The sequence below is a fragment of the Pseudomonas sp. FH1 genome, assembly GCF_000510895.2.
GTDB lineage: Bacteria > Pseudomonadota > Gammaproteobacteria > Pseudomonadales > Pseudomonadaceae > Aquipseudomonas > Aquipseudomonas azotoformans_A.
Genome location: NZ_AOHM01000126.1, coordinates 65,816 through 91,157 on the forward strand (window position 1 = coordinate 65,816; position 25,342 = coordinate 91,157).

25 protein-coding genes are annotated in these 25,342 nt (G+C 61.9%); 12 read left to right on the forward strand and 13 right to left on the reverse strand.

Features of this window, described 5'->3' with window-relative positions:
* Positions 1-7 precede the first annotated feature (7 nt).
* Positions 8-1,027, reverse strand: a complete 1,020-nt coding sequence (locus tag H096_RS27535) for a Glu/Leu/Phe/Val dehydrogenase dimerization domain-containing protein (RefSeq protein WP_033902474.1) — start codon at positions 1,025-1,027, stop codon at positions 8-10.
* Positions 1,028-1,214: 187 nt separating this feature from the next.
* Between H096_RS27535 and H096_RS27540 the strand changes: the two genes are divergently transcribed.
* On the forward strand, positions 1,215-2,018 hold the full coding sequence (locus tag H096_RS27540) for a transglutaminase family protein (protein ID WP_033902475.1): 804 nt from the start codon (positions 1,215-1,217) through the stop codon (positions 2,016-2,018).
* On the opposite strand, the gene H096_RS27545 is transcribed toward H096_RS27540, so the two are convergent.
* The 4 genes from H096_RS27545 to hmgA are packed head-to-tail and all read right to left on the reverse strand — an operon-like array spanning position 2,015 to position 6,650.
* Entirely contained in the window at positions 2,015-3,382 is a 1,368-nt protein-coding gene (locus tag H096_RS27545; RefSeq protein ID WP_033902476.1) for an aromatic acid/H+ symport family MFS transporter, read from the reverse strand. The two genes, H096_RS27540 and H096_RS27545, sit on opposite strands and share 4 nt — an antisense overlap.
* Positions 3,383-3,422: 40 nt before the next feature.
* Positions 3,423-4,064 carry a maleylacetoacetate isomerase gene (gene maiA / locus H096_RS27550; protein WP_033902477.1) on the reverse strand — a complete coding sequence of 214 codons (642 nt, stop codon included), beginning with the start codon at positions 4,062-4,064 and terminating at the stop codon, positions 3,423-3,425.
* 12 nt (positions 4,065-4,076) lie between these two features.
* Entirely contained in the window at positions 4,077-5,363 is a 1,287-nt protein-coding gene (fahA, locus tag H096_RS27555; RefSeq protein WP_033902478.1) for a fumarylacetoacetase, read from the reverse strand.
* A 3-nt stretch (positions 5,364-5,366) separates the two neighbouring features.
* Positions 5,367-6,650, reverse strand: coding sequence for a homogentisate 1,2-dioxygenase (gene hmgA, locus H096_RS27560; RefSeq protein ID WP_033902479.1), 1,284 nt, complete (start codon positions 6,648-6,650; stop codon positions 5,367-5,369).
* 120 nt (positions 6,651-6,770) lie between these two features.
* Here hmgA and H096_RS27565 point away from each other — a divergent pair, with 120 nt between their 5' ends.
* The gene (locus tag H096_RS27565) at positions 6,771-7,550 is read left to right on the forward strand and encodes an IclR family transcriptional regulator (protein WP_033902480.1); all 780 of its coding nucleotides are present in this window, start codon (positions 6,771-6,773) and stop codon (positions 7,548-7,550) included.
* 1 nt (position 7,551) lies between these two features.
* Here the strand turns inward: H096_RS27565 and dacB are convergent, their stop codons facing one another.
* From dacB to H096_RS27605, 8 genes are all read right to left on the reverse strand, one after another.
* The gene (dacB, locus tag H096_RS27570) at positions 7,552-8,997 is read right to left on the reverse strand and encodes a D-alanyl-D-alanine carboxypeptidase/D-alanyl-D-alanine-endopeptidase (RefSeq protein ID WP_033902481.1); all 1,446 of its coding nucleotides are present in this window, start codon (positions 8,995-8,997) and stop codon (positions 7,552-7,554) included.
* 51 nt (positions 8,998-9,048) lie between these two features.
* A complete protein-coding gene (locus H096_RS27575; protein ID WP_082461908.1) occupies positions 9,049-11,469 on the reverse strand; it encodes a TonB-dependent receptor in 2,421 nt (806 codons plus the stop codon).
* Between the two features lie 109 nt (positions 11,470-11,578).
* Complete coding sequence (locus H096_RS27580; RefSeq protein WP_033902483.1) at positions 11,579-12,514, reverse strand: glutathione S-transferase family protein; 936 nt, start codon at positions 12,512-12,514, stop codon at positions 11,579-11,581.
* Between the two features lie 75 nt (positions 12,515-12,589).
* Positions 12,590-12,865: a GIY-YIG nuclease family protein gene (locus H096_RS27585; protein ID WP_016978233.1), complete on the reverse strand. Its 276-nt coding sequence runs from the start codon at positions 12,863-12,865 to the stop codon at positions 12,590-12,592.
* 37 nt (positions 12,866-12,902) lie between these two features.
* Positions 12,903-13,373: a nuclear transport factor 2 family protein gene (locus tag H096_RS27590; protein WP_033902484.1), complete on the reverse strand. Its 471-nt coding sequence runs from the start codon at positions 13,371-13,373 to the stop codon at positions 12,903-12,905.
* A gap of 96 nt (positions 13,374-13,469) precedes the next feature.
* A complete protein-coding gene (locus H096_RS27595; protein ID WP_033902485.1) occupies positions 13,470-14,114 on the reverse strand; it encodes a DUF1120 domain-containing protein in 645 nt (214 codons plus the stop codon).
* A 198-nt stretch (positions 14,115-14,312) separates the two neighbouring features.
* Positions 14,313-14,948 (reverse strand): response regulator transcription factor, encoded by a 636-nt coding sequence (locus H096_RS27600; protein WP_033902486.1) that lies wholly within the window; start codon positions 14,946-14,948, stop codon positions 14,313-14,315.
* Positions 14,949-15,129: 181 nt separating this feature from the next.
* A complete protein-coding gene (locus H096_RS27605; RefSeq protein WP_033902487.1) occupies positions 15,130-15,858 on the reverse strand; it encodes a response regulator in 729 nt (242 codons plus the stop codon).
* 412 nt (positions 15,859-16,270) lie between these two features.
* On the opposite strand from H096_RS27605, the gene H096_RS27610 reads away from it, so the two are divergent.
* From H096_RS27610 to H096_RS27655, 10 genes are all read left to right on the forward strand, one after another.
* Complete coding sequence (locus H096_RS27610; RefSeq protein ID WP_033902488.1) at positions 16,271-16,909, forward strand: DUF1120 domain-containing protein; 639 nt, start codon at positions 16,271-16,273, stop codon at positions 16,907-16,909.
* A complete protein-coding gene (locus tag H096_RS27615) occupies positions 16,906-17,544 on the forward strand; it encodes a DUF1120 domain-containing protein (RefSeq protein WP_033902489.1) in 639 nt (212 codons plus the stop codon). The genes H096_RS27610 and H096_RS27615 overlap by 4 nt, the downstream gene beginning before the upstream one ends.
* Before the next feature lie 29 nt (positions 17,545-17,573).
* Positions 17,574-18,188 (forward strand): DUF1120 domain-containing protein, encoded by a 615-nt coding sequence (locus tag H096_RS27620; protein ID WP_033902490.1) that lies wholly within the window; start codon positions 17,574-17,576, stop codon positions 18,186-18,188.
* 40 nt (positions 18,189-18,228) lie between these two features.
* A complete protein-coding gene (locus H096_RS27625) occupies positions 18,229-18,849 on the forward strand; it encodes a DUF1120 domain-containing protein (protein WP_033902491.1) in 621 nt (206 codons plus the stop codon).
* 82 nt (positions 18,850-18,931) lie between these two features.
* Positions 18,932-19,558, forward strand: coding sequence for a DUF1120 domain-containing protein (locus H096_RS27630; protein WP_033902492.1), 627 nt, complete (start codon positions 18,932-18,934; stop codon positions 19,556-19,558).
* Between the two features lie 2 nt (positions 19,559-19,560).
* A complete protein-coding gene (locus H096_RS27635; RefSeq protein WP_237142547.1) occupies positions 19,561-20,307 on the forward strand; it encodes a fimbria/pilus chaperone family protein in 747 nt (248 codons plus the stop codon).
* A gap of 126 nt (positions 20,308-20,433) precedes the next feature.
* The gene (locus tag H096_RS27640) at positions 20,434-22,881 is read left to right on the forward strand and encodes a fimbria/pilus outer membrane usher protein (protein WP_033902493.1); all 2,448 of its coding nucleotides are present in this window, start codon (positions 20,434-20,436) and stop codon (positions 22,879-22,881) included.
* A gap of 11 nt (positions 22,882-22,892) precedes the next feature.
* The gene (locus H096_RS27645; RefSeq protein ID WP_033902494.1) at positions 22,893-24,020 is read left to right on the forward strand and encodes a DUF1120 domain-containing protein; all 1,128 of its coding nucleotides are present in this window, start codon (positions 22,893-22,895) and stop codon (positions 24,018-24,020) included.
* Positions 24,021-24,030: 10 nt separating this feature from the next.
* On the forward strand, positions 24,031-24,675 hold the full coding sequence (locus H096_RS27650; protein WP_033902495.1) for a DUF1120 domain-containing protein: 645 nt from the start codon (positions 24,031-24,033) through the stop codon (positions 24,673-24,675).
* A 27-nt stretch (positions 24,676-24,702) separates the two neighbouring features.
* The gene (locus tag H096_RS27655; protein WP_033902496.1) at positions 24,703-25,323 is read left to right on the forward strand and encodes a DUF1120 domain-containing protein; all 621 of its coding nucleotides are present in this window, start codon (positions 24,703-24,705) and stop codon (positions 25,321-25,323) included.
* The last annotated feature ends 19 nt before the right edge of the window (positions 25,324-25,342 follow it).

A 25,342-nucleotide genomic window follows, 5' to 3' on the forward strand; every position in this document is an offset into this window, starting at 1 on the left:
CGGTGTATCAGCGATACAGCAAGCGCTCGGCCAGCTCATCCGCCACCCGTGCGGGTGAGCGTTTTTCCGCCTGGGCGTGGGCGAAGATCTCGGTGAGGCGCGTGCCGATGTTGGACAGGTGCGCGGTGATGGTCGGTAGTTCCGCCCCGCCGTGCTTGAGGGCGACGTAGATCAGGCCGCCGGAGTTGATCACATAGTCGGGCGCGTAAAGGATGCCGCGCCCTTCCAGTTGGTCGGCCACTTGCAAGTTGGTCAATTGCGCACTGGCCGAACCGGCGACGGCGGCGCAGCGTAACTGGCCGACGCTCTGGCGGTTGAACACGGCGCCGAGACCGCAGGGCGCGAGGATGTCGCATGGCGTGCTCAGTAACGCGTCGTTGGCGATGGGGTGTGCGCCCAATTGTTCCATGGCCAGTTGAACCTTGCCGTGGTCGATGTCGCTTACCAGCAATTCCGCACCGGCAGCGTGCAGTTGTTCAGCCAGGGCGTAGCCGACATTACCCAGGCCTTGGATCGCCACACGCAAGCCTTCAAGGTTATCGCTGCCCAGGCGCGCCATCGCGGTGGTGCGAATGCCGGCGAACACACCCATCGCCGCATGGGGTGATGGGTCGCCTGCGGCGGTGGTGCTGGTGACGTAACGAGTGTGCTGGGCGATGCAGTCCATGTCGGCCACCGAAGTGCCGCTGTCGGTGGCGGTGATGTAGCGCCCGTCGAGTTGTTCGATGCAACGGCCAAAGGCTTCAAACAATGCCGCGCGGTTTTCCACGTGGCCGGGACGCAGGATCACGGCGGTACCCCCGCCCACCGGCAGACCGGCCAGTGCCGCCTTGTAGCTCATGCCTTGGGCCAGGCGCGCGGCATCGGCCACGGCACTTTCGTCGTCGGGGTAGGACAGGTAGCGACAGCCACCGAGAGCAGGCCCCAATCGGCTGTTATGAATGGCGATGACCGCCTTCAGCCCAGTGGCCGGGTCGATGCTCAAGTGCAGCGATTCAAGGCGGGTGCTGTGCATGAGAGCAAACATCGTCAAGCTCCCGAATCACTTCTGGTAGTGGGCCAAGTATAGGCTTGCGGCAGAAAACTGCCGGACCAGGCTGGAATAAGCCGCCCGATTTCGCAGGTCTTGCGACATAAGCACGCAGGATATTTTCCAAGCCACTGGACGAAAATTCCCAGCAAGGCTAAAACGGGGGCATCCGCCGGAGAATGCAATGAATCCCCGCAAAGCCTTTTTCGCCTGCCTGGAACGCTCCCCACCCGCGCTGTTTGAAGCGGCGTTGTGGATTGCTGCCGAGCACGACCCGGCCGTGAAGCCCTTGCAGATCCTGCAGGAACTGACCTTGCTGCAACAACAGGTCAGCCTGGGCATGCCGCTGCTGCCGGCGGATGAACTGGGCCAGCCGCTGTTGCGGCGCTTGAATGACCTGGGGTTTGCCCAGGATGAATTTACGCCCCTGCGCCCCGCCGCCGCCCTGTTGGACAAAGTCTTGCAGCGAAAACGCGGACAACCTCTGGCCATGGGCCTGATTGCCCTTGAGCTGGCGCGGCGCCTGGAGATTCCCATGGTTGGCGTGAATTTCCCCGGCCATTTCCTGTTGCGCGTGCCCGGCGCCGATCATCTGCTGGACCCCTGCGGCGGTCGACGGTTGTACCCCAACGATTGCCGCGACCTGTTGCAGCGCCAATACGGCCCCAACCTCAAGTTGCAGGCCGATCACCTGCACACCGCCGATCCGCGTTCGATCCTGCAAAGGTTGTCCCGCAACCTGCGCCAACTGCACCTTTCCAACGACGTTCCGCTCCAGGCCTTGATCGACGCCGAACGCGTGCTGGAATTGGGCAACGCCAGCGCCGCCGATTACCTCGCAAGGGCCAGCCTCTATCAGCGCCTGGACTGCCCCAACGCCGAACGCTTCGATCTGGAACACGCGCTGATGCTCAGCGAAGACCCGATCCAACGCCTGCGCCTGACCGAACGCCTGGGCCACCTGCCGCCCAATTCAGTGGTGCATTAAGCCTGCGGTGTCTTGAGAATATCGCCCGGCAGCGGACTCTTCGGCGCCTCGGTTCCAGGCGAACGCACCTGAATAATCAACAACGCTGCGATCACCGCCGGTATCGCGCAGAAGAAGAAAATCTGCTGCACCGGAATATGCATCGCCAGCAACATACTGCCAAACAACGGCCCCAGGATTGAACCAAAACGCCCCACGCCCAACGCCCAGCCCGTTCCGGTGGCGCGCACGTGCGCCGGGTAGAAGTTACTGGCGAAGGCATTAAGGGTCAGTTGACCACCGATGATGCAAAACCCGGCCGCAAATACGCAGGCCACCAGATAGCGCGGGTTGTCATGGTTGAGGCCGAGCAGAATGGTGCACGCCGCAGCCGCGGCCAGTACGCAGGACAACAGGCGCACTTTGCTTTTCAAGCGATCAGCGAACCAGGCCATACCAATGGCGCCCACGGTGCCTGCGAACAGGAACATCGAGGTCACCAGGTTGGCTTCTTTCAACGCCAAGCCACTTTCCAGCAACAGCGACGGTAGCCAACTGATCATGAAATACAGCAGGATCAGGCTGACAAAAAACGTCGCCCAGATCAGCAGCGTCGGGCGTGCGTAGCCATTGCGGAACAACTCCACCACCGTCAGCTTGCTGCCCTGTTCCTGCTGGTTTTCGGCCTCGCTCGCCGGCGGCGGTTGCCAGTCCGGCAGCATGCGTGAGGTCACCTTCTTCAGCCGCGCATAGGGCGGTGCATCACGCAGCAAACGCGGCAGTGACTCCGGCAGCAGCCACACCAGAAACGGGAACAACAGCAGTGGCGTCACGCCCCCCGCCAGAAACACCGCCTGCCAGCCGAAGCCTTCGATAAACCCTGCCGCCACAAAACCACCCGCTGCACCACCGAACGAGAAGCCACACGCCGCCAGGGTCACCATCAACGTACGCAGGCGCGGCGGCGAATATTCCGACATCAACGCCATCGCGCTGGGCATCGCGCCGCCCATGCCGATGCCGCAGATAAACCGGGCGGCCATCAGCGTGTTCAGCGAATTGGCGAATACCATCAGCACCGTCAGCGTGGCGTAGATCAGTACACAGCCAAGCAGGATGCGGCGCACGCCGAACCGATCCGCCAGCGGCGTCACCAGCAACGAGCCCAAGGTCAGCCCCAGCAAGTTGGCGCTGAACACCGGGCCGAATGCAGCCTTCTCCAGCCCCCAATCCTGGGCCAGTGCCGGCACTACGTAACCCAGCACCTGGGCGTCGTAGCCGTCGGTCACCAGCAGCAGCGCCAGCAACAGGAGAATCAGCCACTGATAGCGCGACACCGGACGGGCGTCGAGTGCCGCGCGAAAGCTGGCAATCTGATTGTGCATCGCAAGTACCTGTTTTTTTATTTTTATGGAACAGCAAGCGTCAGGCGGCAGGCGTATCTGGCTGGTTGGCCGGATGTGCCTGCACAAAGGCCGGATGCTGCGCCGCCAACGCCGCTACCCGCCCAATGCGCGGGTACGCTGCCAGCGGCACCTTGAAACGCTCGGCCGCATACAGTTGCGGAATCAGGAACGTGTCGGCCAATCCCGGCTGCTCGCTGAAGCAAAACCCTTGGTCGCCGATCAACTGCTCCACCGCGCCCAAGCCCTGGCTGATCCAATGGCCGATCCACTCCAGCAGTTGCGCCTCGTCATGCCCCCATTGGCGCAGCAGATTCTGGGTGCTGGAGTTGTGCAGCGGATGAATATCGCAGCCGATGATCGAGGCCACCGCACGCTCGTGGGCGCGGGTCGCCAGGTCCTTGGAGAGCAGCGGCGCCTGTGGATAACGTTCCTCCAGGTATTCGATGATCGCCGGCGACTGAATCAACAGTTCGCCCTCCTCGGTACGCAAGGCCGGGACGCGACCTTGCGGGTTGATCGCCAGGTACTCGGGCTGACGATTGGCGCCGCCCGCCGGCACCAGCAAGTTGACCGGCACCGCGGTGAAATCCAGGCCCTTGAGCGCCAGGGCAATACGCACCCGGTACGACGAAGTGGAACGGTAGTAGGTGTAGAGTTCCATTACCCTGCCCTCCTAGCGCGCCGCGATCACGGTGCCACGGCATTCGCCGAAACCGATGGAGGCAAACCCCTCACGGTTGCAACGGGCACGCAGGATGATTTCGTCGCCGTCTTCAAGGAACTTGCGCACTTCGCCGGACGGTAATTCAACGGCTTTTTTGCCGCCTTCGGTCATTTCCAGCAGGCTGCCGAATTGACCGGCTTGCGGGCCGGACAAGGTGCCCGAACCAAACAGATCGCCCGCCTGCAACTGGCAGCCGTTGACGCTGTGGTGGGCCACCAATTGCGCAACCGTCCAGTACATGTGCAGGCTGTTGCTCAGGGCCAGGCGATGGGCCGGCAGGTTCTGCTCGCGCATGGCGGCCGTGGTGAGCAGCACTTCCAGCTCGATATCCAGGGCCCCTGCGGCCTGGTCACGTTTATCCAGCAGGTACGACAGCGGTTGCGGGTCGCCTTCAGGGCGCGCTGGTTGCGCTTTGCGGAACGGTTCCAGGGCTTCAGCCGTGACGACCCAAGGCGAGATGGTGGTGATGAAGCTTTTCGACAGGAACGGCCCCAACGGCTGGTATTCCCAGGCCTGGATATCCCGTGCCGACCAGTCATTGAGCAAGCAGAAACCGGCGATGTGATCGGCCGCGTCACCAATGGCAATCGAGTCGCCCATCTCGTTGCCCTGGCCGATCCAGATGCCCAGCTCCAGTTCATAGTCCAACCGCGCACACGGGCCGAAAGTCGGCTCGGTCTGCCCGGCCGGCAGGGTCTGGCCTTTGGGGCGGCGCACGTCGGTGCCCGAGGTGCGAATAGTCGAAGCGCGGCCGTGGTAACCAATCGGCACGTACTTGTAGTTCGGCAGCAGAGGATTATCGGGACGGAACAGTTTGCCGACGTTCTGCGCGTGCTCGATGCCGACGTAGAAGTCGGTGTAGTCATTAATCCGCGCCGGTACCTGCATCTGGCAATCGGCGGCGCGGTGCAGCACCTGCGCTTCACGGGTGTGCAACGTGCTGCCTTCGGCCAGCAGTTCCAGCAGGCGCTCGCGCAAGGCCACGCGCGGGCCGCGACCCAGTTCAAAAAAGGCGTTCAGCTGACCACCCGCCGTCGCTTCGACGGCGCGACGGGCTTCACCGTCGAATTCATCGATGGCGGCGTGCAGATCCAGGATCGAGTCGCCAATCGCCACGCCCGCGCGCGGAGCCGAGCCGTTGATGCTGAACACGCCCAACGGCAGGTTTTGCAGGGGAAAATCGGTGTGACCATTGGCGGAGGCCACCCAGCTGCGGGTAAGTATGGACTGAGTCATGGGTTATCTCCGGTTCGGGTTGAAGGTGGCGGGCAACGAGGCCCAGCACGCGTCATAAGTGGTTTGCAGTTGCGAGCAGTCCAGGGCGAACTGGGTGGGACGCAGCACTTGGCTGGTCTCGAACATGAAGGCCATGGTGTTGTCGATCTTGTGCGGTGCCAGCTCTACGTTGATGGCCTTGGTGCAGGTTTCGCCGTCCGGGCCATGGGCGCTCATGCAGCTGTGCAACGATGCGCCGCCGGGCAGGAAGCCTTCGGCCTTGGCGTCATAGGCGCCCTGGATCAGGCCCATATATTCGTTCATCAGGTTGCGGTGGAACCACGGCGGACGGAAGGTGTTCTCGGCCACCATCCAACGCGGTGGGAAGATCACGAAGTCGAGGTTGGCCAGGCCGTGGGTGCTGGTGGGCGAGGTCAGGACGGTGAAGATCGACGGGTCCGGATGATCGAAGCTCACGGTGCCAAGGGTGTTGAAGCGGCGCAGGTCGTATTTGTACGGCACGTTGTTGCCGTGCCAGGCGACCACGTTAAGCGGTGAATGGTCCAGCTCGCAGGCCCACAGTTCGCCGAGGAATTTCTGCACCAGCGTTGTCGGTTTCTTCACGTCTTCGTAGTGGGCAATCGGCGTCAGAAAGTCACGCGGATTGGCCAGGCCATTACTGCCGATGGGCCCCAGGTCCGGCAGGCGCAGTGGCGCGCCATGGTTCTCGGCGACGTAACCGCGCGCTTGCGCATCCAGCAGTTCGACGCGGAATTTAAGGCCACGGGGCAGCACGACGATCTCCAGCGGCTCCACGTCCAGCACACCCAACTCGGTGGCGATGCGCAAGCGACCTTGCTCGGGGACGATCAACAACTCGCCATCAGCATTGAAGAACACACGCTCCATGGATCGGTTGGCGCGGTAGTTGTAGACGCTGATGCCAGAGGGTTTCTCCGCCGCCGAATTGGCGACCATGCCTACCAGCCCATCAATGAAATCCGTCGGCTCGCTCGGCAAATCCAACGGGTTCCAGCGCAAGCGGTTCGGCGTCACCGCCCCCAACGGCCCACCGGCCAATTGCCGCTCAAGTTTGACGAATGCCGGATGATTGGCCGACGGCTGGATGCGGTACAGCCAGGTACGCCGGGCTTCACTGCGCACCATGGTGAACGCGGTGCCGGAGAACAGTTCGGTGTACAGCCCGTAGGGCGCTTTTTGCGGGGAGTTCTGGCCGACCGGCAGTGCGCCGGGCAAGGCTTCGCTGGCGAATTCATTGCCGAAGCCCGACAGGTATTCGAGGTTCATGGATCGTCCTCTGTGCGGAAGTTGCTTTTATCGTAATCCAGTTACGCATAACGTAATTTGATCACTATCGACCGTCAAGCTATAAAGACGCCCATTCATCTCTCGGATTCTCGCCCCTCCATGGAAAAGCCCCGCGACACCGGTAAACAGAAAGTCCGCTCGGCCGAAGTGGGCACCGATATCCTCAAGGCCCTGGCCGAGCTGTCCCCGGCGACTTCGCTGTCGCGCCTGGCCGAACACGTGCAGATGCCGGCAAGCAAAGTGCACCGCTATCTGCAGGCGCTGATTGCCTCGGGTTTCGCCGAACAGAACACCGCCACCAACCATTACGGGCTGGGCCGCGAAGCCTTGCGCGTGGGCCTGGCGGCGTTGGGCAGCATGGACGTATTGAAAGTCGGCGCGATGCCCCTGGCGGAGCTGCGCGATGAGTTGAATGAAACCTGCTTCCTGGCGGTATGGGGCAACCAGGGCGCAACCGTGGTGCAGATCGAACCGGCGGTGCGCGCCGTCACCGTGGTGACGCAATTGGGTTCGGTGCTGCCGCTGCTCAGTTCGTCCACCGGGTTGGTGTTCAGCGCCTTTCTACCGTCGCGGGAAACCGTGGAGCTGCGTGAACGCGAAATTCAGGCCGGCACTGCCCATGCCCTGGCAGACGACCAGGCCTACGCCACCGCCTGCGAACAGATCCGCCACCGTGGCCTGCATTTTGTGCATGGTTTGCTGATGCCCGGCGTCGATGCGTTATCCGCGCCGGTCTTCAACGCCATTGGCCAAGTGGCGGCAGTGATGACCGTGGTCGGCCCCACCTCGTTGTTCCATGCCGATGAAGACGGCCCGGCGGCGCAGCACTTGCTGGCGGCGACCCGGGCCGTGAGTTGGCGCATGGGCTATCAGCCCTGAACTAGTCGTGCCACTGCACCAGGGCCAGCGCCACACGGTTTTCCAAGGCGCGGATCGGTGCGGCGGTGCTCAGGTAGTTGTTGCTGATCATTGAAAACACCAGGCGCCGTCCCTGGGCGTCGGTGATGTAGCCGCTCAACGAAGACACGCCGGCCATGGAGCCGGTCTTGGCGTGCAGGTTGTTTTCCGCCGCCGTCCCGCGCAGGCGATAACGCAAGCTCCCGCCGCTCATTCGATCGGTGTTTCCGGCGATCGGCAAGGCGTCATACCAGGCCTCGAACCAGGGCTGTTTGGCCGTCGCCACCAGCAGATCGGTGAGGTTCTGCGACGACACCAGATTGCGCCGCGACAAGCCCGAACCGTCGACCTGGCTCAGCGTCAGCGGGTCCAAGCCCTGGCGGCGCATGAAGTCCGCCACCGCTGCGACACCGGCCTGCGCCGTCCCGGCATTGGACGCCTTGCGGCCCATGGTCTTTAGCAACGCTTCGGACATGTTGTTGTTCGAAAGCTTGAGCAGCGGCGTGATCAGTTCCTGCAACGGCGCCGATTGGTGCTCGGCCAACACCCTGGCCGTTACTGGGCTGACGCCACCGATCACACGTCGCCCAAGTACCTGAATGCCCTGCTGCGCCAACGCCTGCTCAAACAGATTGGCCACCAATTGCGTCGGTTCCCACACGCTCACCCACTGCCGGCTTTGTTTGCCTGGCGCCAATGCGCCGGTGAGTTGCAGCAGATTAGTACCGTGCTGGCGAGTGATCCCGTAATTGTTACCAGGGCCGCTGACTGCACGGTTGCTCAGCTGTACGTAGTCGGTTGAAGGGCTCACCACCACGCTGACCGGTTGGCCAATCATGGCGGGCGCCTTTGCCGTGACCAGCAGCGTGCCCGCATCAAAATCCGTGTTAGGCGATACGGTCAGCGCGGAAATCTGCGCGCCGTAGTAGGTGCTTTCATCGTCGTGTGCCCAGTCCACCCCCAGGCGTTCAGCGTCGAAAAAGGTATCGTCAAATACCAAGTCGCCCTGGACCTGCCGCACACCCTGGCCCGCAAGCTGTGCCGCCAATGCCTGGTAATCGGCGAGTTGCGTGGTCGGATCGCCCAGGCCCTTGAGGTAAAGGTTGCCGGTGAGACGCTCACCTTGCTGCGTACCGTTACTCAACAGTTGCGTGGAAAAACGATACTGCGGCCCCAGCACATCCATCGCCGCTGCGGTGGTGAGCAGCTTGAGATTGGAGGCAGGAATCAGGCGGGTTCGCGGGTTGTGTTGATAGAGCGTGCTGCCGCTACGGGCATCACGCACCATCAGGGAAACAGTAGCGCCGTTGAGGGCCGGGTCAGCCAGGAGTTGCTCCAGGCTTGCCGGGGTGGAAGTCGGTGAAACACTCGCGCAACCACCCAGCAAAACGCTCAAGCACAGCAGATGTAGCCATCGTCCAAAATGCATCAGTATCGTTTCCGCCAAGACATCAGTGGCGGCAACGCTACCACAAACCCTTTAGAACTCCAGGGTACTGGACACCGACACCTGCCGCGCATCGCCCATTGACACAAACAAGCGGCTGGCCGCCGAGGTGTAGTAGACGCGATCAAACATGTTCTTCACGTTGAGCTGGAACTTGACCTTTTGCCCATCGATCTTGGTGTCGTAGGTCGCGAACGCATCCGCCACGGTGTAACCCGGCAAGGTGAAATCGTTGGCCGCATCGCCTGCCCGTTCACCGACGTAACGTGCACCGGTGCCCACGCGCAACTGGTCGCCGCCAAAGATGTTGCCGAAGTCATAAGCCACCGCCAGCGAGCCGGTGTGCTTGGCGACGTTTTGCAGGCGGTTGCCTTCCAGGGTCGGGTCCTTGTCCTTGACGTCCAGTGCATCGGTGTAGGCGTAGCTGCCGATCAGGCTGACCTTGTCGGTCAGTTGGCCGGTGGCATCCAGTTCCAGGCCACGGGAACGCACTTGGCCGGCGATGCTGTAGACGGTGTTGGCACCGGAACCAACGGAGACCAGCACGTTGCGCTTGTCGATATTGAACAACGCGGCGCTGGCGGTGATACGTCCCGGAATGTCGAGCTTGGCCCCCAGTTCCCAGGACTTGGATTCCTCGGGCGTCAGGTCGCCGGTCAAGGTGCTGCCATCGGCCAAGGCGGCGATGGTGGAGTTGGGTTTGAACGACTCGGTGTAGCTGCCGTAGAACGACAATTCATCGGTGTAGCGATACACCAGGCCCGCACGCGGCACCCAGGCTTGGCCGTTGCCGTTGGTATTGGCCTTGAACGGTATGCCTTTGCCGGCGTATTGGTCGTACATCTGATAGCGCGCACCGGCGACGAAAATCCACTGTTCGTTCAGGTGGAGGGCGTCCTGGAAGAACAGCGAATCACTGCGCAGCAGGTCGGTCTGGGCGCTGTCCGCGGGGCTGACGGTAGTGCCCGCTACTTCGTTGCCATACACCGGATTGTTGTAGTTGAAGCTGGTGGCGCGCGAACTCTGGCGAATCAGGTCGGCACGGTAGATCTTGCGGTACTCGTCATCCAGGCCGAACACCACATCGTTCTGCAGGCCGAACACATTGACCTTACCTTCCAGGCTCGCCGTGGCGAAACGGTCCGTGGTGATCGCCCCTTTGGTCCCATCCATCTTGCGGGTCAGGGTGCCGTTGGTGTTCACCGCGCTGACGCGCACTTGGCTGGCGTCGTAGGTCTCGCGGTTCCAGCTGTAGCCGAAATGGGCTTTCCAGTCATCGTTCAGGTCGTGATCAGCCTCGAAGCGGTACAGGTCGGAGCGGCCTTCCATATTGTTGAAAGGTTCATCCAGACGCCGAGTGGCCGGGATATCCAATAGGTGGTTGGACTTGTCGATGGCGGTGCCACGGTCGAACGGCGTGAGAAATTCACGGTGTTCGTAGGCAAACAGCAACTTGGTGCTGTCGCCATACCAGGCCAGGGACGGCGCGATCAGGCTCTCACGGTGAGTACCGAAGTTACGCCAGTAGTCTTCGTCTTCATGGTCGACGATCAGGCGATACGCCAGGCCGCTGTCGCCAATCGGGCCAGTGGTGTCGAGGCTGCCGCCGCTGCCGTTCTTGCCGTCGCCAAAGGTAGAGCCGCGTACGGTCAGGGCAGTGGACTGCACCAGTTCCGGCTTTTTGCTGACGATGTTCACCACGCCGCCCGGATCCTGAATACCGTAGAGCAGCGACGACGGGCCCTTGAGCACTTCCACGCGCTCCGCCGTGGCATTCAATGCACGCCCCTGCACGATGGGCATGCCGTCGCGCATGATCGAGCCGTTACGGTTATCACCAAAGCCGCGCAGCATGACCGCGTCCTGGGTGCTGGCCAAGGTGTTGGCCTGGGTGATACCGCTGACGTTGGCGAGGGCATCATCCAGATTGCGCGGGGTCTGGTCGCGCAGCACCTGGGCGGGCACCACGTTGACGGTCTGCGGGGTTTCCAGCAGCAGCGCGTGGGAGCGCATCACCGAACTGGTGGGCGGCGGCTGGTAGCTGGTGCTGTCCTGGGCCTGGCCGACACCGCTGATGGTGGTGGCGCCGAGGTTGACCGCGCCTTCGGTGGGCAGCGGTTCAAGGGCCAAGGTACGTGCATCGATCTGACGGAAGGTGAAGCCACTGTTGCCCAGCAGGCGTTGAAGCGCCTGGTTTGCACTCATCTGCCCGCTGACTGCCGGGGCGCTGAGGCCGTAGGGCGCTTCGTCGGTGTAGATCACGCTGATGCCGGTGACCCGGCTGAAGTCGCTCAAGGCCTGGGGCAGCGGTTTAGCCGCCAGGGCAAAGTTGAACTGGGCGCTCTGCTGCTCCTGCGCCTGCGCAATGCTCAGGGGCAGCAACGCCAACCCCGATACCGCCAATACCGAGGCTCCCAGCCACTGTTTAACCCAACCGCCCGCCGTCGACTTCATGCTGTGAGAACCCGTGTAGAAAACGCTGTTAATGCGAATAGATCGCAGTTTCAAGCACTACACGGATGGGCGGTGGATTTACCTCACCTTTATTTGCAAAATATTTTATTTATTGCGCCTGGATACGAAACCCCATGCGTGGGAAATGCACATGCACGGTGCCGGCACGTTCGTCGCTGCGGCGCAGGATCAGCTCTTCGCGCCCGGCAAACAACAATTCGCCCGCGACCGGGTCGGTGCCGTAGTCGGTGGCGCAAATGGTCACCTGCTGGCCGGCCTTGAAGCCGTTCAAGTCCTCGAAGACTTCTTCAGGCAAAACCGCCGGTGCCGCATTGCGCGATACATCCAAGGCCTGTTCGGCGCTCATCTGGGTGCAAGTGCCATGGCCGAAACCCAGCACGCGATCCAGCCAGGCGGCGACGGCGGGATAGGCGTCCACCAACGGCGCGGTCACGGAGGAGCCCTTGAGGAACCACAACGGGTGAGCCAGGGAGAAGTCGGCAATCGATGGCTCGCCGAACAGGAAATCCCCCGCCTGGTGGCGCAATTGTTGATCGATGCGACTGACAATCGCCGGCCATTGGTGCAAGGCCTGGTCCAGTTGCACACGCGTCGCCGTGCCGCCGCTGAACAGTTTGCCGCGGTCGGCCACCAGCACTTGGAGCATCTCAGGCGGCACCTTGGCAAATTTGACGGCCAGGGATTCGGGCTGGAACACCAACGCCACGGCATGGGAAAACACCACCGAATCGGCCCAGGCGGCGAAGCCTTGGGTGACCAGTTCCAGGCCCTGGGGAAACAGCGCGGGGGTGGATTTTTCCTGCTCCAGGCGGCGCGCGATCAAGGCGGTGTCGCAGTAGATGTCCGCGCCGACTTGCAGCACTGGCGTCTTGCGATAGCCGCCGGTGAGGGCGGTGAGGTCCGGCTTGGGCATCACCGGCGAGATGTGCACCGAGCGCCAGGACAAGCCCTTGAAGCCCAGCAACAGGCGGGCTTTTTCTGCGAAGGGGGACTGTGGGTAGTGATGAAGAATCAATTCAGACATGCCGGACTCCGCTCTAGAAGTGAGCCGCTAGCTTAGCCTGCAACAACCCGAAACGGGGCGATGGGAACCCATCAGTCAAATCAATGAACCACTGGCCGCCAGGCACTCCTTGGCACTCTTCTTCAACTTTTTGATCAGCCGTTCCTGGCGCAACGCCTCGCCCTTGCTCGCGCATTGCTCGGTGTACACCAGCGCCACCGCCGGGCTGGACAGGAAAAACCGCGCGCCCTTGCCGCTCTGGTGTGAGGCAAAACGGCGCACCGGGTCATTGCTGATGCCGCAATAGAGCGAGCCATTGGCGGCGCGCACCAGGTAGACGAACCAGGGCTTGGGTTCAGAAGGATCAGTCACGGGTAGATTCGGCTAAAACACAGGAGCGCCAAGCTTATCAACGACTGGCCTGGAATGCCTTCAAACCACGCAGCGCCTGGGTGCGCACAGCGTTTTTGACGATGGGCGTCCAGCCCAGCAACAGGCCTTTGGTCCCCAACGCCTGACGCGACCAGCGCCACAGGTCGAAACTGTCATGGTGCTCGCAGATCTTGCCGTCGCGAAACACAAAACGCGCCTGGATATCGTTGACCACCGTGTTGCCGGTGGCGCTGAACAGGTAGGTGGCGACCCAATGCGCGCCGCCGCTGCGCTCATCGCTGCGCACGTTGTCAAAGGTCAGGGAGAAGTCTTTGGCGCGGGTGGTGAGCATGCGCCACATGTCTGCGGCATCGCGGCCGCGCAGTTCGCCGAAGGCCGGGTCGCTGAACACCACATCGTCGGTGTAGCAGGCGGCCATGGCCTCGGCGTCCAGGCGCTGGAAGGCCTGGTAGAAATGGTTGATCAGGGCGGTGTGGGCATCAGTCATGGGCAGGCTCCGGGCGTTGTTGTTCTCCGGGTTGCACGATAGTCCGCACGTGAGAGGAAGGCTATGCCCATTTGCTGCATAAATGTGGCGGGTAGGTCAGAGGTAGACCACGTCGAGGGTGGCGCTGCCGTCTATGGGGATTTCCTGGGTAACCGGCAAGAGCGCTTTGTCGTTGATGGTGGTGTCCACCAGGATATCGGCCGACATGATTTGCACCGGCACCGGGGTAATACCACTGCCCGCAGAATCTTTAAAGGACCTCATCCAGTTGGGTTGCCACATTTGAGCGTTATCAAGCGCGTCAAACCAAGTCTCCCCATCAACAGATTCGATTACCGTCTGGAGCACACCGTCAGCCTTGGAATTGTTCATTTTCAACGAATAAAAGCCAACCTTAGCATCGCCGTTGACAAGTCCCAGCCCAAAGGATGATGGACCTCCAGGCCACTCAGACGAGCTGCCCTCGCGATTATCGGTGGGTTTGATTGCAAACAAGGTCAACGCCGTGCAATTGACACTCAACGCAATCGTTGCGGTGGGTAGCTTGGTAGCGCCGTAACGGTTTAAGTCGCTGTACGATATTTTTCCATGCATGACCACCCCACCATTGGAAAGCGTCGGCGTACACGCCGCAGGGGTAATACTCCCCTTGATGCTTAAATCCACACTCGACGCCGCCATCGCTTGCCCACCACCGGCCAAAGCAATAGCCATCGTCATCAAACTCAACATATGTTTCATTTATAACGTGCTCGCAGAAGTTGGGCGTCACTGTTAAACGCCAAGTACATCACTGCACCCAACACCCAAACAATACGCCCTTTGTAATTAGACTAGGGATTTAGCCCCGGCGCAATTGGCGCCAAAGCGTTTACGCACTTTACCGCGCAGCAAACGCCTGCCCAATACAAGTATTACGAACACTTACTTAGTTGATAATCAAGGCACCATTCCGGCATCTCGCGCATAGGTAAATAAATCCACATCGGTTGAGATACATAACCGATGCATCGCCGTACTTTTTTGTTTACTGATTGTCGAAATACTGCGATTAACCCGTGCCGCAATCTGGCTAACCGTCATACCGCTGGCAAGCATGCGCACCACCTCCTGCTCCTTGCCAGACAACTTGGGTGCCTGGGTCGGCTGCTCCAGGCAGGCCTGGTCAAGTTGCGCGCGCAAGCACTCGCTGACAAATTGGCGCCCCTGCACCACGGTTTTCAGCGCCATAGGCAGCTCCCGGGCTGACGCGCTCTTGGCGATGAGCCCTCGCGCACCATGGCCAAAAGCAGCCCTTAGGGTGGCGATATTGGCGAACATGGTCACCAAAATCACCGGCACATCCGGGTACTGACGGTTCAGCAAACCCAATAACCCGTAGCCGTCGGCTTGTTGATTACCGGGCATGGCAAAATCGGTCACGATCACGTCACACGGTATACGGCTGACCAACTCCAAAAGCTGATCCGGGCCATCGGCCTCGCCCACTACTTTGTACTTACCACTTGCCTCGATCACCACTTTTTGGCCTACACGAACAATAGGGTGATCGTCAGCAATAATGATGCGGATCATCGGCTTTTCCATGATGGCAATTTGAGACTGAGAAAATAACGCGATCAAGTTCCTGCAACAATAGGTAATAAATCATCGATTTAGCGCTCCACCCCGTATTTAAAGGGTTACACACAACTGCCTACACAATTAAGAGAAATGACATACGGAAAAGTACTACATCACAGAGGTACATATTCCTTCATAGATGTGCCAGATAATTCAGATACTGCTCGACATCATGGTGAAACTCTTCCAGCGCCGACCGGCTCAGCGCCATGCCGGTCAACTGCACATTCTTGATCAACTCCACTGCCCCCCCTTCCAGGCCGTTTTCCCCCAGAAACGCCACGCTGCCTACCAGGCGATGCAAACACTCGGCAGCCAGCTTGGCATCCAGAACGGCTTGGGCATGAATCAGCAAGGCCAGGTCTGCATGCGCCTCCTGGATCAGGCTGAACAACATCGGCTCTACTACGTCCCACGAACCAAACGCGTCAATCAGACTGGTACGGCTGGGAAAAGTACTGTTTAGCCCCGATGGGGCGACGGTAAGCCCGCCCGGTTCAAGCGGTAGCCAGCAATGCAACACCTCACGCAATTGCGCAAAGCCTATGGGTTTAGTCAACCAACCGTCCATCCCGCACGCCACACATTGGCGAACTTCTTCCGGCCCCAGGCTTCCGGTCAGGCCCAGAACGACCGTGGGCGGTCGGCCCTCGGCCTGCTCGCGCAGGCGCAATTGGCGGGTCATGGTGTAACCGTCCATCACCGGCATGCGACAGTCGCTGATCACCAGGTCGAAACGCTCTGCTGCCAGTGCATGCAGCGCCTGTTGCCCATCACTACAGCACAGATGGGCGACGCCGAGTTTTTCCAGCAGCGAGCTTAATAGCAGGCGATAGGTGTAATGGTCGTCCACCACGAGCACCCGGGCTCCAGGCAGTGGCCCGGACAAACGTCGGTCTGGAAAGTGGCCAGGCATGCAGCCCCAAAGGGAGCGATCCGCTCACCCTAATTCTTCGCAAAATAAGACGATTAACCAAACCCAAATGAATGGCTTCAGAAAATCAAGGATCGCGAAAAATATCCGAACGAGTGGCCATCAGCGATACAAGAACTACGACAACCACGGCGTAAAACGCTTTTTCTCACGCCACAACCCCTTTATGTCATTGCCACCCTGTCATTCGTAATAGTTGCATTTCCGCCTCCCCGACCCGGCGCTAAATTCCTCCCCGCTTTCCCCTGAAGCAGCGCGTGCCCACCACAACCATAAAACCCATGGGCAACTTCACCGCGCCAATCTGTCCCCTAGTCCCTGCATAGGAATACCTGTTGAGATGAAAGACTCTCTCGCCGCCTTGGTCGGCGCCCTGCTGATTACCCATGGCACGCTTGCGTTGGCCGCCAGCGCGGTGGATTTATCGGTCAAAGGCGCAATCACTCCGAGCGCCTGCACCCCCAGCCTGAGCGAAGGCGGTGTAGTGGATTACGGCAAAATTTCGGTCAAAGACCTCAGACCAACCGGGGCAACCGAACTGCCAAAATTCATCTTCGAACTGAAGGTCGACTGCGAAGCACAGGCCCTGTTCGCCATCAAGACCCATGACAACCGACCCGAACGCCCCCAAGCGGTGCATCCGTCCATGTATGGGCTGGGCGTGATCAACGGCGACGAATTGGTGGGGGCGTATTTCCTGGACATGGCCAACATCCTGGCGGATGGCGCCAGCGTCGACTCGCTCAAATCGCTGGATAACGGACTCACCTGGGACCTGCTCGAACCGGGAGCGCCTTGGCCTCCATCCACCTTCACAGGCTTTGGCAACCGGTCTTCAGGTGTTCTGGCGCCCATTCCCATGCAGAACCTGGCGTTGGACGTGATCGTCTGGCCCGCCATCTCACCAGTGGACTGGTTAACCCTAATCGATACCGTGCCGTTGGACGGCTCCGCCACGCTTGAGTTGCGCTACCTATGAGCGGCCGTCTCCAGGCGCTGGTGACGGCGCTGTTGGTTGCCGTGGCACATCAAGCGTTTGCCGCCAGTAGCGCCGATCTGGCGGTGCGCGGCAGCATCACGCCCAGTGCCTGTAGCCCTACCCTGAGTGCCAGTGGAGTGGTCGATTTCGCAAAGATTGCGGCCAAAGACCTGTCCGCCGACAGCTCCACCTGGCTGCCCACCCACATCCTCAAGCTGCACGTGGATTGCGTAGCTCCGACGCTGTTCGCCCTGCGGGGCAACGACAACCGCGCCGGTACCGCGCACAAAGATGATGGCTACGGCTACGGCCTGGGCCTGATCAATGGCGACCAGAAAGTCGGAACCTATCTGCTGACGTTGAGCGATCCCGTTTCTGATACGGCGGCAGTGATCCCCCTCGCCAGCATGAATGGCGGAGCAGGCTGGTGGAGTTTTCCACACGGCACCTGGTTGGTGCGCCATCAACTGGCAGCTTTCGGCACCGTCGAGTCGGGTATCGCGGCCCCCATCCCATTGCTCAACGTCACTGCCGACTTGCATGTCGAGACCAGTATTGCCCCGGCCAGCGGCCTGAGCCTCACCGAACAAGTGCCTTTGGACGGCTCCGCCACCGTGGACGTTATTTACCTTTAGCACCTCAACCCACCACAAGGATCTGTGCCATGGATAAACCTACCCTCGCCCTGCTGCTCGCGGCGCTTGCGCCCGACGTGTTCGCTGCCAGCAGCACCGACTTGAATGTCTCTGGGTCCATCACCCCCAGCGCCTGCGCCCCCGTGCTGTCGAATGGCGGCGTGATCGACCACGGCAAAATGACAGCCAAGGACCTGCTACCAGGCTCACCTACACGGCTGGAACCGGCCGAGATGCGCCTTGAAGTGCAGTGCGAGGGTGAGACGTTTTTCACGCTGACCACCGTGGATAATCGCTCGGGCACTTCCGCTATCAACCCGCGACACCACGGACTGGGCCTGACCCCCGACAAGGAAAAACTGGGCAGCGTAGCGTTTTCGCTGTTCGACCCGGTGGCCGATGCAACACCCGTCAAAGTCATCACCTCCAGCAATGGCGGCGCCACCTGGGTCCCATCCATCTACTTGGGGCACGAGGCACTGACCTCGTTTGCCGCCCTCGACGGCCCCAACACCCCCATTGCCCTCAAGTCGCTGAACGCGCGCCTGCGTACGTTCACCATCATCGTACCCGCCACCGACCTGACCCTGCTCGATGAGGTGCCGCTCGACGGCCAGGCCACGCTGCAACTCAAGTACTGGTAAGCCGCTTTTCCATTCAATGCCTCTCATTAGGAGTACCACCATGAAGACCCTTAACGCCCTGTTCGCCGCCCTGCTGTTCACAGGGGCAGGCCAAGCCTACGCCGCCTCCAGTGTGGATCTGACCGTGCGCGGGTTGATCACCCCGAGTGCCTGTGAACCAGCCCTGTCCGGCGGCGGTAATGTGGAGATCGGCAAGATTTCCGCCAAGGACCTCAAAGCTGACGAAGAAACCCGACTGACCGACCAAACCTTGCAACTGACCATCACCTGCGATGGCGCAACCTTGATGGCAATCGAACCGAAGGATAACCGTGCGGGCTCGGCCTCCGCAGTTGACGACGCGGCCTTCGGCCTGGGCCTGGTCAACGGCAGCGAAAAACTGGGTTACTTTGCCATGGCCGTGGAATCGGCAGTGGCGGATGGCGCTGATGTAGGGCCCATCGCCTCGCGCGATGGCGGGCTGACTTGGACACGCCTGATGTTCCTGATCAACAACGGCTTCACCTCGGTCGCCAACAGCACCACCATCGCGCCAGTCCCCGTGCAGGTGTTGGTGGCCGACGTGACCATTATGCCCAGCATCGCCCCGGCCAATGGTCTGACCCTGACCGAAGAAGTGCCCATCGATGGCTCCGCCACCTTGACCGTCAAGTACCTGTAACGCAAAACCGGGCGCAACGCAGTGCCTTGCGCCCATCGCGGTTCTCACGGATGTCTCCTCAACACGGTTCCAACAACAGACCATGAACACGTTCTCACGCCGCTTGATGTCGCTCTGTCTATGCCTGACCGCCACTCCCGCGCTGTGCGCCTCGCAGGTCGATGTCACGTTGACCGGCAGCATCACCCCCAGCGCCTGCACACCCACCCTGTCACCCAGCGGCGTCGTCGATCACGGACGGGTGCCGGCGCGTTCGCTCAATCAATATGAGTTCACCGAACTGCCCGCCAGGACGCTGGACTTGAGCGTGACCTGCAACCAGTCAGTCCTGTTTGTGCTGGTAGGCGTAGACAACCGTGCCGACTCATCCGTGGGGCCGGGCTTCTATTACGGCCTGGGCAACAACATGTATGCCCCGGCTGAACGCCTGGGCTCGGTATCACTGGCCATTCGCGAAGCCGAGGGCGACGGGCAGCGCGCAATTGTGCTGGCCTCCAGCAACAAGGGCCTGACCTGGTTTCCCGAGTCCAACGCTTACCCGGATAACTACATGGGTTTTGCGCACCCCGGCACCCTGGTCCCGGACCCGCATAGCGTGCTGACCGCCAAGCTGGAAATCAAAACATCGATCAACGCCGCCGCCTACCTGACCCTCGACCAAGAGGTGCCGCTGGACGGCTCCATCGTGCTAGACCTGAGGTATCTGTAGTCATGTTCCCTTCTCCTTGCGCTGCCTTGATAACACGGGTGTTCAACCTGGTTCGCTACACCGGTCTCTACCTCGCGGCACTGGCCCTGACGCTGTGGGGGCCAACGCTGGTGCTTGCTGACGGCATGGTGCCGGACACGTCCGTGGTGATCGTCAACGAAGCCGACGGCGAAGCCTCGGTGTCGGTGACCAACACCGATTCCAAGCTCGCCCTGCTGCACGTCACCCTGGAGGATATTCCCGAGGACTCGGCACCGCTGCTGTTCGTCACGCCGCCGCTGACGCGGGTCGAACAGGGCAAGAGCCAACTGATCCGTTTCATCCTTCAGTCACCCACGCCCTTGACCACCCAGCGCCTGAAACGGGTGATTTTCGAGGGTATGCCCCAAGGCCGCGCCAACGGCCAGGCTGGCCATGCGCGGGTGGGTGTGACGGTGCGCCAGAACCTGCCGGTGATCCTGCATCCCAAAGGCCTGGCGCCCAATCGAACGCCTTGGACCGGCCTGGTCTGGAGCCTGAAAAACCAGCAACTGAGCGTGAACAACCCAACGCCCTATGTGGTGCGCCTGGCCCAGGAGCTGACGCTACTGCCGGGCAAGGGCTCGGCGCTACTGCCGCGCACTTACGTACTGCCCGGCGAGACCTTGAGCGTCGCCGCAAGCCAAGCCCAGGCCAGCACCGTGCAGATGCAGCCGGCCACCGTTTACGGGTTTGCGGTGGCACCTTACGAAGCACCGATCACCCTTTGATCCCAGCGCCGCAAGGATTCATGCCGGCGCCCTGATAACGAAGTGGCTTCCCATTGAAGGCCACCGGGAGCCTGTCCGTACCGAGGGATCGGTACGGGCCTGCCTCCACTTATTCGAGTATGACTTGTGAGCACAGTTATGACTGATCGCGACGGCAAAGCCGTGCCTGGCATTTCATCGCCCCGGGCACACTGGTTGCTGGCGAGCCTTGCGCTGACCCTGGGCACCGCGTTGCCAACAAATGAGCCTCTGGCCGATGAAAGTGCCGGCTCGTTCGACCCGCAAACCCTGGCCCAGCGCGGTATCGACCCGCAGTTGGCCAACCTGCTGCTGGAAGCGCCTCGCTTTGCCGCAGGCCACCACGCCCTCAATCTCAACGTGAACGGGCAGCGACGCGGGCGGGTCGATGTGGTGTTCAACGGGCAAGGCGCGCTGTGTTTCAACCAGGCGTTGTTGGATGCGGGCAACCTGCGCGTGCCGGCGGACACTGGCGAATGCCATGACTTTCTCGACGCCTACCCACAAACCGTGATCGAGCAAGATCCGGCCACCCTAAGCCTGTCGTTGGTGGTGCCGACCGAAGCACTGCGCCCGGCTGTACGCGACGTGTCCGGCTACCAGACCGGCGGTTTTGCCGGGTTGCTCAACTACGATTTAAGTGGGCTGTACAACGAATACGGCGACAACAACAGCCGCTTCGGCTCGGCCAATACCGAGGTCGGCTTTAACGCGGGCGACTGGATCGTACGCAGCCGCCAGGTACGCACCTGGCAAGACAGCACATCGCGTACCACGCATCTGGATGCCTACGCCCAGCGAACCTTTGCCGAGCAACAAGCAGTGTTCCAGGCCGGGCAGATCAACCTGTACAACCCGGTGCTGGCCGGTGCGCAAATCACCGGCGCCCAGGTGCTCACCGAAACCGCGCTGCAGGACCAGAACCAGGGCGCGACCATCACCGGCATCGCCAACAGCCCGGCCCAAGTGGAAATTCGCCAGAACGGCGCGTTGATTCATTCCACGGTGGTGCCCGCCGGGCCGTTTGCCCTCACCGATGTGCGGCGCTTGAACAGCCGCTCAGATGTGGAAGTCACCGTCAAGGAAACCAGCGGCGAAGAGCGCCGCTTCACCGTGCCCGCCGCCATGCTGGGCCTGGGTTTGCCAGCACCGGGTTACTCGGTGGCGGCTGGACGTATACGCAAAGTCGGCGCCGGCGAAGGCGCCGAGCCCTGGGTGGTCAGCGGCGGCTGGAGCGGTGCGCTGCACCCGCAGGTCAGCGTGGGCGGCGGCCTGCTGGCGGCTGAGGATTATCGCGCGGTCGGCGCGAACCTGGGCTGGCTGCCGTGGCAGGACAGCCAGTTCCAGGTCTCTACCCAGCTCGCCCAGGCCAGTCGCCTGGGCAACGAGCGCGGTGTGCAAACCAATCTGTCATGGTCGCAACGCCTGACCGAGCGTTGGGCAGTTACCACGGCCGGCTCCTGGCGCACCATGGGCTATCGCGACCTTGAAGACTCGACTTACACCACTGACACCCGCGAACAACAACGCTCACGCTATCGCGATCAGCAGAGCGCCACGGCGTCCTGGTCGCATCCGATGCTGGGAGCCTTCAGCGCCGGTTTCTCACGCTCCTCGACCTTTACCGGCGAGAGCAGCAGCCGTGCATTGGCGTCGTGGGGCACCAGCTTTGGACGGGTGTCGGTCTCGGCGAGCGCCGAATGGCAAGTTGGCGGGCGCCAGCAAAGCGATGACAGCGTGTACCTGAACATCAGCGTGCCCTTGGGCGAGAACCGTCGAGGCCGCGCCTGGGCGCGCAATGCCGGTGGCGAACACCGCATCGGTGCTGGGGTGAGCGAGCAGCTCAATGACCAGTTGAGCTACCAGGTGGGCGTCGAACGCGACAGCCGCGACCGTGAGGTGGAGTCGTCCGTCGGCGTCTCGGCGCTGCCGTATTACAGCCAGCTGGACTTCAACTACACCCGCAACAACCAGGAACGCTCCAGCTACCAGGGCGGCGCCCGCGGTGGTGTAGTGCTGCACGGCGATGGCCTGACCTTTTCGCCCTACCCGGTGCGCGAGACTTTTGCGGTGATGTCGGTCGGCGACATGGCCGGCATCCAGGTCAGCACCCCCAGCGGCCCGGTGTGGACCGACTGGCAAGGCCAGGCGGTGGTGCCGCAACTCAGCCCGTACGGACGCAGCCCGGTGGAAGTGCAAACCCGCTCGTTGCCGCGCAATGCCGATATCAGCAATGGCCTGGCGGTACTGTCGGCCGGGCGAGGCGCGGTGGACAAAGTCGAGTTTGGCGTGGCCCTCACCCGCCGCGTGCTGCTGAACGTCACCACCGCAGACGGCCAACCTCTGCCCCGTGGCGCGGCGGTCAGCACCGTCGACGGTGAGTTCGTGACCCTGGTGCAGGAAGGCAGCCAAGTGTTCTTGCCCGACGTGCTCGACCGTCGCGAGCTGTGGGTCAGCGCCCCCGGCCAAGCCCGCTGCCGCCTGAGCTACGCGTTGCCCGAACGCGGTGACCCCGAGGTGTATTATGAGACCGCGCCGGCGCGGTGCCAACCATGAGGAGCTTCACCATGGGCCTGAAACCTGCCTTGTTGTCAGCCAGCCTGCTGCTGGGCGCAAACGCCTGGGGCATGGATGAGTGCCAGTTGAACCTGAGCGAAACCCGTGTGGACTTTGGCCTGATGAACCGGGCTGTTGCACAGGGTTCGCCTACAGAACACTCGTTGGGTGAACGCCGCTTGAGCCTGAGCCTGAACTGCCCCACAGCCACCGACCTGTCCCTGTTTTATCGAGGGTTGGCGGCAGGCAACGAACGTTTCCAGTTCACCCAGCGCGGCAGCTACAGCCTGCGGGTCAGCGACGCACTGCTCGACGGCCAGGCGGTGGAGTTGGGCTTGTTGTCCGGCAGCGGCCAGTCGGTGGTAAGCAGCGGCGCCACATTGCGTTGGCGACCTGAGCACGGAGTTGTGCCGATGCGCGCCGGCGTGCCGGCCAACGGGCGCAGTTTGTCGCTGCAACTGGAACTCAGTGCCTGGGCGCAAGAGGACGCCCTGCGCGTCAGCGATGCGGTCACGTGGGAAACCAACGGCCTGTTCGATGCGATCAACACCGGCCGCTCACGGGAACTGCGCCTGCAAGCGCGCTTTGCTCCTGCGGCCTGCACGCCAAGCCTGTCCAACGGCGGCACGGTGGCGTTCGGCAAGTTGTCGGTGATGGACCTGAATATCGACAAGGAAACCGCCCTGCCCACTCGACCGCTGGTGGTCAGCGTGGCGTGCGATGCGCCCACCGGCTTCACGCTGCGCCTGCAGGACAATCGCCAAGGCTCGGCCACTGGCCCCGCGGATGACACGTCATATGGCCTGGGGCTCGATGCACGACAGCAGAAAATCGGGCGCTACCGCTTGATCTTCGACCCGACACGCACCACCGCCGACAGCTTCCCCCAGCTCTATCGCACCGACTCCCCCACAGGCGCAGCGCCGTGGAGCAGCGCGAGCGCCAACCCGCTGGCGATTGGCGCCAGCCGGTTCCTCGGTTTCAGCGCCAGCGCCGGCAGCACCGGCGGCCCCGAGCCGATTCAACAACTGAGCGCCACCACCAGCCTGGAAGCGGTGATCGCACCGCTGGGCACGCTGGACCTGGGCAGCGAAGTGCGCCTCGACGGCGCCGCCACCCTCGAACTCAACTACCTCTAGGAGCCTTCCCATGAACCCCGTTCTGACCCCTCTGGCCGCGCTGGCCCTGCTGGCTGGCACCGCACACGCCGCGTCCACTGCCGATCTGGCCGTCACAGGCCTGATCACACCCATGGCCTGCACGCCATTGTTGTCCAGCGGCGGCCTGGTGGACTTCGGCAAGATCTCACGCAACGACCTCAACCTCACCAACGGCACCCGCCTGCCCCACAAATACCTGACGCTGACCGTCAACTGCAACGCCCCCGGTCGCTTCGCTCTGCGCATGCGCGACAACCGCGACGGCACGGCCCACGTCAATAGCGAGATTTTCTACGGACTGGGGCTGGACACCAGCGGCAACAAGATCGGCGTGTACTCGGTGAGTTTCGATCCCAAGCAAACCGTGGTCGATGACCTGGCCGTGGTGTACGGCACCGAGTCCACCACCGGTGGCCTGGCCTGGCGCACCGCCAACCTCAACCCCATCGATGTCGGCTCGCGCAGCTTGCTCGGTTTTACCGATGTGGTCGGTAGCACTGCCGGCCCCTCGGCCATCCAGATGCTGACCAGCACATTGAAGCTGGAAGCCACGATCAACGCCCGGCAGAACCTGGACCTCAGCGTGGAAACACCGATGGACGGGTCGGCCACGTTGGAAGTTGTGTACCTGTAACCCTAACCCCTGAGTAGGAGCACCACCATGAGTACCCCCCGCAACCTCCTGATCGCCGCGCTGCTGGCGAGCGTCGGCCCTGCCTTCGCTGCGTCCAGTATCGACCTGAGCGTCAGGGGGGCGATTACACCGAGTGCCTGCACCCCTGGCCTGCCCAACGCCGGTGTCATTGAATTGGGCAAGGTGTCGGCCAAGGACCTACGCCTTGACCTACCCACTTACCTGCCCCGCCAAACCCTGGAGATGACGGTGACCTGCGAAGCCGCGACGTTGTTCGCCATCGCCGCCCAGGACAACCGGGAAGGCACGGAGTCCAGTCTCGACTTCTATAACTTCGGCCTCGGACTGATCAATGGCAGTGAAAAACTTGGCTATCTCACGATCTCCATGTCCGGCCCCACCGGGGACGGAGTCTCCGTCAGAGCCATTGGTTCGCAGGACGGCGGCACGACCTGGCAGCGCGAGAGTGCCTTCATGGATGACGGCCTGACGTCTGTTGCAGACATGACCACGCTGGCGCCCTTGCCGGTGCAACGACTGGTCACTGGCCTGCAGGTCGGCACCGTCATCGCCCCGGCCAGCAACCTGACCCTGACCAATGAAGTGCCCATCGACGGCTCCGTGACCCTTACGATTTCGTACCTGTAACCCCCTTCCCCCCTGTATA